The sequence below is a fragment of the Bacillus sp. Root920 genome, assembly GCF_001429445.1.
GTDB classification, from domain to species: Bacteria; Bacillota; Bacilli; order Bacillales; family Bacillaceae; genus Bacillus; species Bacillus safensis.
In genome coordinates this window covers 2,058,855-2,072,077 of the sequence record NZ_LMJV01000001.1, presented here as the reverse complement: position 1 = coordinate 2,072,077, position 13,223 = coordinate 2,058,855, and the positions used below count along the sequence as shown (strand labels likewise).

The following is a 13,223-nucleotide window of genomic DNA, read 5'->3' as shown; positions in this document are numbered from 1 at the left end:
TTGTTAAAGATGGGAATTTGGATTTAGCATCAACATTAATTCTTGAAAAAATGTGCAAGACTCTTTTAAAAATGTGTTAAAGGGCGAGAGTTTTATCATATAAAGTATAAAGCAGTGACTATCATTCGAGATAGGAGCTGCCTTTATTTATTAGCCATCAATTTTATACATCCTTTAACCTTCTGTGGAAGATTTACAGATAAAACCTCACTTTGGTGTATTACGGAGAGCCGTATCATAAGTAGGTGAGGGATGAGAAGAATAAATTCATCTTTACAAGCCGCAAAAAAGTACTCTAACCCTTTCTCATCAAACATCTCCATTTCCAGCAGTAAAGAAGCTATAGGGTTTTTCCTATCCCCGCAAAAAAACGCGATTAAGCCTAAAGCGGCGAGAAATTACCTAGGAAAACAGAAAGTTGTAAGGGATCTCAAACAACACATGTTGACATATCGTTATTTATCGATATAATGGTTTGTATGGAGCCAATAGAAGTTTTCAAAGCCTTATCCAATGAATCCAGATTGCAAATTTTACAATGGCTAAAGGAACCTGATCGTCATTTTACACCCCATGAAGGGATTGATATGAATACTACAGGGGTATGTGTTAGTCAAATAACAGATAAATTGAAAATGACGCAATCAACAGCATCTCAATACCTTTCAATTTTATTACGAGCTGGATTAATTACGACAGAGCGTATAGGTAAATACACGTATTATAAAAGAGATGAAAATGCCATAAAAAAAATTGCTGAGATTCTAGAAAAAAATATTTAATAAATGAACTGAATTCATACATCAGAATTCAGTTTCATTTATTAAATACAAATCGACTTATCGTAATATGTTTTTTTGTCCATACATATTGACAATTCTAGATATGTAAATGCATTATATATAAGGAGTGATCTACATTGTCAAACACTGTAAAGATTTACATTTTAGCTATTGTAAGTTTTTTAGTTGGTACATCAGAGTATATCATTTCTGGTATTTTGGATAATATTTCTGAATCATTAGGGATTACGATAGCTGCAGCTGGCCAGTTAATTACGATTTTTTCTCTTGTGTATGCCATCTTCACCCCAGTATTAATGGCTTTAACATCGGGAATGAATAAACGCAAGTTAATGTTATTTTCACTTAGCGTTTTTATTCTAGGTAATATTCTGGCATTCGTCCTCCCTGGGTATCAATTATTTATTGTGTCAAGAATTATTATGGCTCTTGGAGCGGGGATGGTCGTAGTTACTGCATTAACAATTGCTGAAAAAATTGCACCAAAAGGTAAGCAAGGTACCGCTATTGCTACAGTAGTAATGGGATTTACAGCATCATTGATCATTGGAGTCCCACTGGGCAGAATGACTAGTGATTTCTTCGGTTGGAAAGCTGTATTTGGAGGAATAGCCTTACTCGGATTATTAGCCATGGTGATAATTTCTCTTACGATTCCAAAAATCCAAGGGGATAAACCTGTACCTTTAATTCAACAACTCGCTCTTTTTAAAAAACCAAAAGTAGTGTTGGGATTAGCCATCACCTTTTTCTGGCTCGGTGGTTATTCAATTGCCTATACCTACCTATCCCCTTACCTTTTAAATATATCAGGTGTAAGCAGCAAATTGCTGAGTGGAGTTCTCCTCGTATTCGGGATTGCTAGTCTAGTTGGGTCAAAGTTTGGTGGATTTAGTACCGATCGATGGGGTGTGAATTTTACTCTGATTAGTGGAATGACATTACATGTCATCATGCTCATATTGCTCTCACTAGTTACGCATTCTTATGTTGGAGTATTGCTCATTTTAATATTATGGTCATTTGCTGCATGGTCTTCTGGCCCGACTCAACAATATCACTTAGCTACAATGGAGCCAGAGTCATCAGGTATACTATTAGGTCTCAATCAGTCAATGATGCAATTGGCGATGGCTGCAGGTGCAGCTATTGGAGGTATCTTTGTAGAGAAAGTTTCTCTATCTTCCGTTACTTGGGCAGGGGCTTTAGGCGTTGCAATCGCGATCATTGTAACAATATTGGCTTCACGTGCTACTTCGAGTAATGAAATTCGCTATACTTAAACAGTAGAACGATGGGAAAAAACGTGATTCAATTTAAAAAATAATGACAGAAAGTAGGAAGCACCTTTGCACTCAATTAAAAAAATAGGTCAGAGTTTTTGGTACATCACACCAGTAGCACTCACCGACCGCCCCATCCTAGGCATGGTCGCAGGCAATAACAAAACCTTAATGATCGATGCTGGTAACTCGAAAGATCATGCCAAATACTTTATCAAAGAAACCTTAAAACACGAGAACGCCAAGCCCGATCTCGTTGTCCTTACGCATTGGCATTGGGATCATATTTTTGGTCTGCCGGCGATGCCTGATACGGTTTCAATTGCTTCTGCACAGACAAGAAAGGAAATGGAGAAGCTTGTTCCGTTTTCGTGGTCAGATGAGGCGATTGATGAGCGGGTGAGGGAAGGAACGGAGATTGAGTTCTGCGCGAAGGCGATAAAAGAAGAATATCAGGATCATCGAGATATTCAGGTGGTTTTACCGGATGTCACGTTTGACCGTCGGATAGAGATTGATCTTGGCGGGGTCACTTGCATCGTGCAGCATGTTGGAGGCGATCATGCGGCAGATTCCGTGATCGTGTATGTGAAAGAGGAAAAAATCCTGTTTCTTGGTGATTGCATTTATCCGAAAATGTATGCCGAGAAAGTACATTATACGGTGAAAGAAATATTGCGTCTTTTAGATGAGTTAGAAGCTTTTGATGCAGATACGTATATTCCTTCACACCAAAGACCGTGGACAAAAGAGGAGTTTCGTCAGGAAACAGACAAACTTCGGATGATAGCGAAACTCACTGATCTATGTGGTGGAGATCAGCAGAACATCACGAAAGAATATCAACATTACGTGAACAGAGAACTGAATGAAGATGAATTAGAAACCATTGCTTATTTTGTAAATGGGTATTAAATAATAACTAAAAAAAGTCTCATTTGAGTGATTTCCCTCAAACGAGATTTTTTTTGCATCACGTATTGTGACTGACTTATTTTTAGCATGAATCATAAAAAATCCCAAGTAGGCTTGAGTGTTTTCTGATACAATTTTTTATCAAGTCTTCCTTTACTAGAGAGGTAACTTACAGATGGACAAAATAACTGACCCATACGACACTTTCAAAACCAAAATATCCAAGTATCCAATCGAACAAAATCATTGGCAAGCCTTCAAAGATGGAACAACGATTAAACAATTAAAAGCGGGTACATGCATGATCAAGGCTGGCGATCCGGTGAAGCATGCTTATTTTTGCATAACGGGGCTCTTCCGTCTCTTCTATTTGTTACCGGATGGAAGGGAGTACAACGTGGCTTTTACGTTGGAAGATGATTTTGCTACTTCTTATGCAAGTATGATCAACGGGCAGCCTTCTCCTTATTCGATTGAAGCGATGGAGGATTCGATCGTGATTGAAATTCCGTATGATCTGCTTCAAATGTTGATGGATAGAAGTCATATGTGGGAGCGGTTTGTGCGGGTTAGTGTGGAAAGGCTGTATACGAGAAAGGAAGAGCGTGAGAGGGAACTGCTATATTTGCCCGCAATTGAGCGATATCAGGCGTTTTTATTGAAATATCCCGGGTTACATCAACGTATCGCTCAATATCATATTGCCTCATATATCGGTATTTCTCCGGTTTCGCTGAGCAGGCTGCTCCATCCTGCTGAACATTAACCTATGTTAATGCACATTTTCTAGATCTGACGTACAATCATCACATCATAAGAATCGGGGGTATGATGATGAAATATATGATGGTTGTTTTATTAGAGTTCTATCCATCTTGGCTTGCTTTGCCACGAGAGGAGCGAAGAACCCATGCGGCTTAGCTGCAAGAGTTGATGCAGAAACATAAAGAACATGTGACGGTGCGCTTTTTTGATGCTGAAGCTCTTCCAGGTAAAGATTACACAGATTTTGTGATGTGTGAAACGGATGACCTGAAATTCTATCATTTTATGTGGGAAGAGATTAGAGATTCTATTCCTTACACAAGTGGTTATGTCAAAATTAAAGAGGTCATCATGGGAATGGAAAATGCTTTTCAAACATATGAAAAAGAATTTCTGAAAATGGATCAGTAATTAAAAACCACCTGCTATCAGGTGGTTTTTTGTGCATTCTACTTTTTGGTATAATCAGGGGTAAGGGAAGAACGGATAAATTTTTGAACTGAATCGGAGGTACATATGAAACAGCTTTATATGAAGCAGAAAGTATTTAGTCTGAGCGGCAGATTTACGGTAAAAGATCAGCAGGAGAACGATGTGTATGTGGTCGAGGGCAGTTTTATGAAGATGCCGAAGACGTTTACCATTTTGAATACAGAACAAGATGAAATCGCTGTGATTACGAAGAAAATGTTTACCTTTTTACCGAAGTTTTTAGTAGAAGTTGATGGTCAAGAGGTATTGACGATTAAAAAAGAGTTTACGTTCTTTAAAGCAAAATATTCAATTGATGCTGCTGGGATTGAAGTGCAAGGTAACTGGTGGGATATGAATTTCCAAGTGCTGCAGAATGGCGAAGTAATCGGTCAGGTGAAGAAGGAATGGTTTACTTGGGGTGACAGCTATAAGGTTGATATTTTGAAAGAAGAAATGGAGCCTGTGATGATTGCGCTCGTTGTTGCGATTGATTGTGTAAAAGCTGATGAAGCAGCGTCTAGGTCTTCGTCGTCGGCGACGACGAATTAATTGGAGGTTTAAAAATTGGACAACCTCACTCGCATTATAAGATTAAGAGATGCAGAATTATGGGAGTATGAATTTCTCGATAAAAAAGAAATCATTATTTATTTCTCCATTACAGATTTAAATAGAAAAGCAACGACCCATGATAACCCGCTAGCTATCCGAGAAGAATTAGATGAAAGAGATAATTATATTTCAATTGATGTCCATAGTAATCTGGATCTCAAAAAAACGCTTGAAGAAGATACATTTGATGATTTTATCACCACGATCTCATCTTTAGTAGAGCATATGCACGATTTTCACAATGCTCATGTTTATACTAATATGCACGTTCATGAAAAAATGGACTTAACAGATTTTCAGTTGGAGAAAGATGAAGATTTGCATGGTGATGAAAAAGAACAGCTCTATACATTTAAACGTTTATGGATTCAGCAGGTATGCTTTCAAATGATAGAACAACATTTAAATCGAAAAATCAAAGAAATATCTAAAAGTAGATTTTGCCAAGATCTAATATGAGCTTGTGAGGTGAGCACACTGATCACATTCCAATACAAAGTATTTCTAACAGTCGTCGAATGCGGCAGTTTTACAAAAGCCGGGGAGAAGCTTGGGCTGACGCAGTCTGGGGTAAGTCATAATATTGCGAAGCTTGAGTCGGAATTAGGGATTGTGCTGCTTCGGCGGAATCGAAACGGGCTTTCGTTAACGGACGCAGGTGAGCGGGTGATGCCGCATATCCGGCAAATCATGCATCATGCGGCATTGCTTGAGCAGGAGGCGGCGCTGATTCAAGGGATGGAAGTAGGGAGCATCAAGATTGGGACATTCCCCAGTTTTTCTTCAAATGTCCTTCCACGCCTTATTCATCGCTTTACGCAAAGCTATCCGCATATCAAGCTGGAGTTATATGAAGGCGGTTATGAGGAGATTGAGGAATGGATCGCTTCAGGTACGGTTGATGTTGGTTTTTTAACGCAGTCATCGAGGGAATTTGAGACCGTTCCACTTTTTCAGGATGAATTGGTGGTGCTGATACAAGAGAATCATCGCTTACATACGGAAAAAGTGATTGAAGTGGACTCGCTACATGATGAAGCCTTTATCATGCCGAAAGCGGGCTGTGACATACTCGTTAAGAAGCTGTTAAAACAAAGAGGCGGGGTGAAGCCTCATGTTTTGTTTGAAATTGAAGACAACAATACGCTCATTTCTATGGTTCAAGAAGGGCTTGGGGTCACGATCATTCCAAAATTGGTTTTGCCGCCGCACATACCTCATACGAAAGTCATTCCACTGGAGACGAGCGTCTTTCGTGAGGTCAATCTGGCGCTCAAATCATTCAAAGCAGCTTCCCCATCGGCCAAAAGATGGATCGAAACGGTCAAAACTCATTTTAAATAGAATCAGCTTGAACAGGATGTCTCCCATTCAAGCTGATGTGTTATAAAGTTAACACGCCGCGGATAGTGATGACAGCTGCGCCTGCCACTTTGATCACCGGCTTTGATTCATTCGGAATGACTGTGATACGAAGCATGCCAGGTCTGCCGATGGCATCCCCTTGGGCAATGTTCAGGTGAGTGGTTTCTTGCTGAGAAATGATACCCTCCAAATAAAGATATCCAGACAACGCCCCATTTGCTGCCCCCGTCACAGGATCTTCGGGTATACCAATCCCAGGTGCAAAATCCCTCGTATAAAGATCGCATTCTTTTGAGGGGTGGAACGTATAAAGGTGGGTTGTCGAGATGCCATGCTCTTTATTCATTCTAGCTAAAGCCGCTAAGTTTGGTGCCGCTTGATCAATGTCCTGTTGGTCCTTCATCGGAACAAGAAGATGCCAGTTACCGGTGTTTGCTAATTTGATAGGATAGGATGAATCAATGCGGTCACTGCTCACACCAAGCATGTCACTAAGCTCTTCTAAATCGATGACAAAATCTCGCGTCCTCGGTGTCACCTGCGTCATTTCCACATCAACGACCTTGCCATTTTCTTCGTGCCATACAACAGGAACATTGCCGATCTTTGTTTCTAACACGACCCCTGATCTCTCTTTAGCCAGCCCTATCTCTGTCGCCAGAAGCCAAGTCAATCCAACTGTCGCATGCCCGCAAAAATTGACCTCTTCCGTTGGTGTGAAGTATTTGACCCGATAATCGGCTTCCTGATCATGGGCAGGCAGCAAGAAGACGGATTCCGGTAAATTCAACTCCTTGGCGATGCTCTGCATGTCATCTTCTGATAAAAACTCACCATCCAACACCACCCCAGCGGCATTTCCTCCAAATTTCTCAGTTGTAAACGCATCGACGTGGTACACCCTAATGTCTCTCATGTGACGAACCCTCCTATAAGCTCTTGTTACGTTAATCATAAGTTTGTTTGATGCATTCGTAAAATGAATCTTTTTGATGGTTTAAATCGGTAATGTTCATGTAAGAGAGAGAGTTTTCACAGAATAATGGTTTGAGTAAAGTATAATGAAAGAAAAAAATGAAGCGAGGGATGCATGATAGCTGTAGGTGGATACATTAATGTCGGAATCGTTTTTTATGAGACCATTCATTTACCGAATACTTTTCGCCAATTGTCTGATTACCTAACTCAAAAAGAAATATCTATTACCAAAGTAAAATTTAGTCAGGATACTGACGGTGAAACGTGGATTGAACAAAGTGTAAAAGAGAATATCATCAAAGACGATGACTTTTCAGGTTATTATACGGAGTTTGAACTGTCAGGCTTAGGCTCAAAGCTAAAAGAAACGACCATCAACGTACAAAAAGAAGCAGATTATGTAGGATTCGTGCTCTGTTTAAAATGGGCAGAGGTTGTTGCTCATGATGTTGTTCATTTTCAACAGGGGATCGTACGGTGTCTTGTGGAGCTTTATCATACGCTTCCGTTTGATTATGCATTCATTGGACATGAAATTGAAGCCGAGATTCATCCAGATGAGTTTGAAAAGTGTCTGCAAGAACAGCATGTTTTTCCAGTTGCTTTAATTGGTAAAGAAAATCACATAGACATTTATTATGATGATGTGGCGATTGATGGTCTTTCTTCTCAACAAAGAAGGAGGGAATGTTTAAAGATTGAAAGATAATAGTAAGAAAGCCTCCTGATACTCTCAGGAGGCTTTTACAGTCCATCACCCATAATAATTATTCGCTTGAATAAAAAATTGGGATTGTGTGTAGTTATACGTGATTTTCGAAAAGTCGAAGGGCTGGCCGTTTGTGAGGTGAAAGACCGTCTCGACGCGGAGGGCGGGATCGTCTTGTTTGAGGCCGAGGTGCGTCGCTTCGGTTTCATTCAATTTGCCTACTTGTAAGTACATATCGGAAAAACCGACTTTGAGTCCAAGACCTTCACTGACGAATTTAAAAACGGAATCGGCGGCAATTTCTGTGTTGAGATAGGGAATGATGGTTTTTCGGTAATAGGATTCTTCTAAACATAACGTTTGTCCATTGATGTAACGAATGCGTTTTAGATAAAAAACATCCTCGTCTTGTTCAATGTTCAAATTAAGTGCAGCTTCTTCGGTAGGTGTGATGGTGTCTAGCATTAAAACCTCTGATGTCAGTTGAAATTCCTCTAAATCTTTTTTAAACCCTTGGTTGGATAAAAGGCTGATGTAGCCCTTGCGCCGATGTCTTCGAACAAAGATGCCGCTGCCCCTCACTTGATAGATAATTCCTTTTTTTTCGAGTAATTCTAACGATTTGATAATGGTACTTTTGCTCACAGCAAATTGGCTCATGAGTGTTTCGAGTACAGGGAGCTTATCCCCTTGCTGCATCTCATGGGTGACAATATATTTTTCAATATCGCTCGCAATTTGTTGATACTTTAACATGGCTATTCCTCTTTGTTTTCACGATTTATTGTTCTTGTATTATAGCACATACCAAATTTCCTTTGATATGCTAATTGAGATTATATATGTATTGATAAATTGTACCGGTATAATTATAATGTACATATATTAGCAGAAAATGTCCCAACTTTAGCAGGCCATATTGATTGGTGTCGCAATTGCGCTGATCTTACCAGTTGTGCTCATTCAAATGTTTGGTTATGGGAGATACAGTGGAACAGACAGCCGGTGCAACATCTGATAAAGATCAAGTTGGAGAAAAAGTGAATACTTCGATGAACAATGAAGAAATTATTCCTGCACCGCTAGCAGGGAAAGTGATCCCTTTATCTGAAGTGCCGGATGCCGTATTTAGCTCGGGGGCAATGGGCAAAGGATTTGCGATTGAACCGACAGAAAATAAGCTGTATGCACCGTTTGATGGCAGTGTCGTCATGCTTGCGCCGACGAAGCATGCGATTGGACTGCGTTCAGAATTCGGGGTGGAGTTACTAGTTCATGTAGGAATTGATACGGTTTCCCTAGATGGCTCAGCATTTACTCTTCATATCAAAGAAGGCAGCAAGGTGAAGAAGGGTGACTTGTTGATGACATTTGATCAAGAAGCCATTGAATGCAAGGGATTAAAAACAATCACACCAGCCATCATCAACCAATACACAAGCGTACGAAGATGTGATTGTAGAAGAACAATCGACATGTCAGTCAACAGACGTCATGATCACAATTGTGAAATAGGAGGAATGAATAATGACATTACCAAAAGATTTTCTATGGGGCGGAGCATTAGCTGCACATCAATTTGAAGGTGGATGGAACGAAGCTGGAAAAGGCCCAAGTGTTGTAGATGTGATGACAGCAGGTGCTCACGGAGTACCGAGACAAATAACTGAAACGGTAGAAGAAGATAAATTTTATCCGAATCATGAAGCGATCGATTTCTATCATCGTTATAAGGAAGATATCGCAATGTTTGCCGAAATGGGTCTAAAATGTTTACGTACATCAATCGGCTGGAGCCGGATTTTCCCTAAGGGAGATGAAGCAGAACCGAATGAAGCAGGGTTACAATTCTATGATGATGTATTTGATGAACTGCTCAAGCATGGCATCGAGCCTGTGATTACGCTGTCTCACTTTGAGATGCCGCTTCATTTGGCAAGAGAGTACGGCGGGTTCCGCAGCCGAAAAGTCGCTGAGTATTTCGCGAAATTCGCAGAAGTGTGCTTCAATCGATATAAGGACAAGGTCACATACTGGATGACATTTAATGAAATCAATAACAAAATGGATGTCAACAACCCACTATTCCTTTGGACAAATTCAGGGGTTTCAGTCAAAGAAGGTGAAAATGCCAAAGAAATCATGTATCAAGCAGGACACCATGAATTACTTGCAAGTGCATGGGCAGTAGCCAAAGGAAAAGAAATCAATCCTGCTTTCCAAATTGGAGCGATGGTGTCTCACGTGCCAATCTATCCGTATTCCTCAAATCCAGAGGATGTCATGCTTGCAGAGGAGTATATGAGACAGCGCTATTTCTTCCCAGATGTACAGGTGCGCGGCTACTATCCGAGCTATGCATTAAAAGAATTCGAACGCGAAGGCTATCACATTCCATTTGAAGAAGGCGATGAAGAAAGCTTAAGAAAAGGGAAAGTGGATTATCTAGGCTTTAGCTACTACATGTCGACAACGGTTAAAAGTGATACGGTGTCTGATCACAACGGAGACATTGTCAATGGAGCCCTGCCGCATGGTGTAGATAACCCTTATATCAAATCAAGTGACTGGGGCTGGTCCATTGACCCGACAGGCTTAAGATATACATTGAATCGTTTTTACGATCGCTATCAAATCCCGCTATTCATCGTAGAGAATGGATTTGGTGCAATAGATCAAGTGGAAGAAGACGGTTCTATTCACGATCTAGAAAGAATTCAATATCTCGCTTCTCATATCGAAGCACTGAAAAAAACGATTGAATACGACGGTGTGGACCTTATTGGCTACACACCTTGGGGCATCATTGATATCGTGTCATTCACAACAGGTGAAATGAAAAAACGCTACGGCATGATCTACGTTGACCGCGACAACGAAGGTAACGGCTCGATGAAGCGCCTTAAAAAAGATTCGTTTACTTGGTATCAAAACGTCATCGCAACGAATGGTGAAGAAGTGTAATAAAGGAAAATAGAAGCCCGGATGAGTGTGGTATATGCTTGTTCGGGTTTTTCATTGTTTATGTTTTATTAATGCCTGAATACAAAGAAAAAAGAGAGTAATAGCGACAAAATAGTTCATTGGATTGTGAAAGATCTTAATGTTCAAGGATATTTGAAGAAGAATCCAAAAACCGAATATCACCATAACAGCAGGAATGATTTTTTTATACACATTGATTCTCCTTTCGAGAGTAGTTTGTTTTTAATTGGCATTGTCTCATATCATTGCAGAGATTGAAATGAGATAAAGATATTAATAGGCTCTATTACACCATTTGGTATAATTGATCTATAAAAGCGATAAATGGTAGATAAAGAATAGGAGTTGTTGAAATGAATCAAACTCTGCAAATGGGTGCCAATACCGTACTAAACTCTCCAAAGGGACAAGTATCCATCAGTTATGAAGTATCATCTGCAATTGATATTTCTTTAACAGCGTTTCTTTTAACAGATTCAGATTTAGTTCAAGGAGATAATGGCATTATTTTTTACAATCAGCCGGAGAGTGCAACGGGTGTCGCGACACTTTTACCAGCAGAGATATCAGGTCAGCTGAAAAGGCATCAATTGAATTTTGATATGAGCAAAGTGCCTGCTGGAATCACAAAGGTGGCGATTACACTAACAGAGGATCAAGGAATTGGTTTTTCTCAAGTGAAGAATCTGCAAGCAGAAATTCGAACAGGTGATGAGGTGCTAAACCTAACACCAGTAAACTTTACAAATGAAAAAGGGATTGTCGTAGTAGAGATATATATCAGAAATAGTGAAACGAAAGCACGATCCATCTGGCGTGGCTTCAATTCTGGATTGGAAGGGCTATGCAAGCTTTATGGGGTGGAGGTTGAACCTGATGAACAAGATGTTTCTTCACCTCCTCAAATGGCTTCTGAAAAACAAATTGATGAGCCTGCTCCAATGAAGACAGCCGCTAAAGAGAAAGTGGCTGCACCTATCAGCTTAGAGAAAGTTCAAGGTAAAATTAGTCTAGACAAAGGTCATAAACCGATCATCATTGAAAAAACGCCTGAGATTACAGCTACAGTATCCTGGGAGTCTGGAACGGATTATGATATTTATGCATTGGTCTATACGAAGTCAGGAAAACAAATAGATGTGGCCATGTTTGGCGCAAAAGGTGTTCCAGCTCTCAAAAGTTACGGTAACGGAGCTGTAGAGCATATGGGAGATGTCGGTAGAGACCGTGATTCGCTGAAAACAGAAGTCATTAAATTACGGTTAAATGACGATATCCTTGCTATTGTTCCGGTTGTTTATTCTGCTCAATCAAACGGAACAGGTTCCTTTTATAGATATAGGGTATCTATGAGTATCGATAATCACCAAGGAACGTCTGTGACAATTCATGCCAAACATGCGAATGATAATGATAGGATTTATTCTTGTGTGCCGGGGATGCTTCAAAATACAAATGATGGGGTGATCATCCGTCCGCTAGAGCTTTACAGCAAACCAAATTCCGAGCGCAGACCTAAATTAAAAATGAAGTCATCTAATGAAATTGATGTTTTGATGGATAAAGGACCGTTCAATGATTATAAATAAAATGAATGTATGGCTGGACAAAGCAAAGTGCATTGTCTAGCTTATTTTATTTGACCTTTAAATAGAGAGTCTATTCCATTTTTTGTGTCATTTAGCCTATTTTTCCGTTTTGAAGGTCACGGTAAAATAGACTTTATGATCAATAATGGAGGGAGTGACTTCTTCTGGGCAAGATACTTGATGCAAAAGCACTAACAAGTGCCATGGACACAAGGGCAAAACACTACCAGGAACTCCGCGAACAAATGGTAGATTTAAAAAAGTGATGCAAAAGCACTAACAAGTGCCATGGACACAAGGGCAAAACACTACCAGGAACTCCGCGAACAAATGGTAGATTTAAAAAAGGCATTACAAGGTGTGGCCAATCTCGGTGATGATTTCACTGGGAAAGGTGCAGATAATATTAAAAGTTTCTATAAAGAGCTTGCCGGAAATGTAGACATGTTTATTAGCTTCATTGATAAGCAAAAAGCCTTTCATGAAGGTGTTTCTGGGACACTGGATGATACGAGCTTTGGCGGTGATACCTTTATAGAGGAACACTTTTTAGATAACGCAGTACATATGGGCATCAAGAATGCCAAAAGCATTGTGAAGGATCAAAAAAAGGCACTCAAAACCATTTTTCAAGACATTGATGATCTCATTTCCCTAGAGGTATTTGATAGCCAAACCTTTGATGAAAAAATAGAAGATGCGGAAGATGAACGAAAAAAGACGGTCAAAGAACTAAGAGAGCTTG

The 13,223-nt window shown here is 39.9% G+C and carries 13 protein-coding genes and 2 pseudogenes; 13 read left to right on the top strand and 2 right to left on the bottom strand.

The window, feature by feature from the left end; genetic code table 11:
* Positions 1 to 479: 479 nt before the first annotated feature.
* The 8 genes and pseudogenes from ASE42_RS10165 (at position 480) to ASE42_RS10130 (ending at position 6,196) form a co-directional block, all read left to right on the top strand.
* Entirely contained in the window at positions 480 to 782 is a 303-nt protein-coding gene (locus ASE42_RS10165) for an ArsR/SmtB family transcription factor (RefSeq protein WP_025093701.1), read from the top strand.
* Positions 783 to 919: 137 nt separating this feature from the next.
* Positions 920 to 2,086, top strand: coding sequence for an MFS transporter (locus ASE42_RS10160; protein ID WP_056766712.1), 1,167 nt, complete (start codon positions 920 to 922; stop codon positions 2,084 to 2,086).
* 66 nt (positions 2,087 to 2,152) lie between these two features.
* Positions 2,153 to 3,001 carry an MBL fold metallo-hydrolase gene (locus tag ASE42_RS10155; protein WP_056766710.1) on the top strand — a complete coding sequence of 283 codons (849 nt, stop codon included), beginning with the start codon at positions 2,153 to 2,155 and terminating at the stop codon, positions 2,999 to 3,001.
* A 175-nt stretch (positions 3,002 to 3,176) separates the two neighbouring features.
* Entirely contained in the window at positions 3,177 to 3,767 is a 591-nt protein-coding gene (locus ASE42_RS10150) for a Crp/Fnr family transcriptional regulator (protein ID WP_024424005.1), read from the top strand.
* Positions 3,768 to 3,835: 68 nt separating this feature from the next.
* Positions 3,836 to 4,177 (top strand): annotated as a pseudogene (locus ASE42_RS10145) (darcynin family protein).
* A gap of 105 nt (positions 4,178 to 4,282) precedes the next feature.
* Positions 4,283 to 4,789 (top strand): LURP-one-related/scramblase family protein, encoded by a 507-nt coding sequence (locus ASE42_RS10140; RefSeq protein ID WP_056766708.1) that lies wholly within the window; start codon positions 4,283 to 4,285, stop codon positions 4,787 to 4,789.
* 15 nt (positions 4,790 to 4,804) lie between these two features.
* The gene (locus ASE42_RS10135; protein WP_056766706.1) at positions 4,805 to 5,311 is read left to right on the top strand and encodes a hypothetical protein; all 507 of its coding nucleotides are present in this window, start codon (positions 4,805 to 4,807) and stop codon (positions 5,309 to 5,311) included.
* Between the two features lie 9 nt (positions 5,312 to 5,320).
* Positions 5,321 to 6,196 (top strand): LysR family transcriptional regulator, encoded by an 876-nt coding sequence (locus ASE42_RS10130; protein ID WP_235566705.1) that lies wholly within the window; start codon positions 5,321 to 5,323, stop codon positions 6,194 to 6,196.
* Between the two features lie 40 nt (positions 6,197 to 6,236).
* Here ASE42_RS10130 and ASE42_RS10125 read toward each other — a convergent pair whose 3' ends face one another.
* Positions 6,237 to 7,133 (bottom strand): PhzF family phenazine biosynthesis protein, encoded by an 897-nt coding sequence (locus ASE42_RS10125; RefSeq protein ID WP_056766703.1) that lies wholly within the window; start codon positions 7,131 to 7,133, stop codon positions 6,237 to 6,239.
* A 174-nt stretch (positions 7,134 to 7,307) separates the two neighbouring features.
* Between ASE42_RS10125 and ASE42_RS10120 the strand changes: the two genes are divergently transcribed.
* The gene (locus tag ASE42_RS10120; RefSeq protein ID WP_056766701.1) at positions 7,308 to 7,904 is read left to right on the top strand and encodes an Imm64 family immunity protein; all 597 of its coding nucleotides are present in this window, start codon (positions 7,308 to 7,310) and stop codon (positions 7,902 to 7,904) included.
* Positions 7,905 to 7,949: 45 nt separating this feature from the next.
* On the opposite strand, the gene ASE42_RS10115 is transcribed toward ASE42_RS10120, so the two are convergent.
* Positions 7,950 to 8,660, bottom strand: a complete 711-nt coding sequence (locus ASE42_RS10115) for a GntR family transcriptional regulator (protein WP_041106714.1) — start codon at positions 8,658 to 8,660, stop codon at positions 7,950 to 7,952.
* Between the two features lie 160 nt (positions 8,661 to 8,820).
* Here ASE42_RS10115 and ASE42_RS10110 point away from each other — a divergent pair.
* The 4 genes and pseudogenes from ASE42_RS10110 to ASE42_RS18615 form a co-directional block, all read left to right on the top strand.
* Positions 8,821 to 9,419 (top strand): annotated as a pseudogene (locus tag ASE42_RS10110) (PTS glucose transporter subunit IIA); the annotation flags it as partial.
* Positions 9,420 to 9,428: 9 nt separating this feature from the next.
* On the top strand, positions 9,429 to 10,868 hold the full coding sequence (gene bglA / locus ASE42_RS10105) for a 6-phospho-beta-glucosidase BglA (protein WP_156403021.1): 1,440 nt from the start codon (positions 9,429 to 9,431) through the stop codon (positions 10,866 to 10,868).
* Positions 10,869 to 11,242: 374 nt separating this feature from the next.
* On the top strand, positions 11,243 to 12,478 hold the full coding sequence (locus tag ASE42_RS10100; protein WP_056766695.1) for a TerD family protein: 1,236 nt from the start codon (positions 11,243 to 11,245) through the stop codon (positions 12,476 to 12,478).
* A 288-nt stretch (positions 12,479 to 12,766) separates the two neighbouring features.
* The coding region (locus ASE42_RS18615; RefSeq protein WP_235566703.1) for a T7SS effector LXG polymorphic toxin at positions 12,767 to 13,223 on the top strand (457 nt) is incomplete at its 3' end.

Coding starts and splice junctions, on each gene's coding strand:
- ASE42_RS10140 (WP_056766708.1), top strand. CDS start 4,283: ATGAAACAGCTTTATATGAAGCAGAAAGTATTTAGTCTGAGCGGCAGA.
- ASE42_RS10165 (WP_025093701.1), top strand. CDS start 480: ATGGAGCCAATAGAAGTTTTCAAAGCCTTATCCAATGAATCCAGATTG.
- ASE42_RS10120 (WP_056766701.1), top strand. CDS start 7,308: ATGATAGCTGTAGGTGGATACATTAATGTCGGAATCGTTTTTTATGAG.
- ASE42_RS10125 (WP_056766703.1), bottom strand. CDS start 7,133: ATGAGAGACATTAGGGTGTACCACGTCGATGCGTTTACAACTGAGAAA.
- ASE42_RS10115 (WP_041106714.1), bottom strand. CDS start 8,660: ATGTTAAAGTATCAACAAATTGCGAGCGATATTGAAAAATATATTGTC.
- ASE42_RS10100 (WP_056766695.1), top strand. CDS start 11,243: ATGAATCAAACTCTGCAAATGGGTGCCAATACCGTACTAAACTCTCCA.
- ASE42_RS10150 (WP_024424005.1), top strand. CDS start 3,177: ATGGACAAAATAACTGACCCATACGACACTTTCAAAACCAAAATATCC.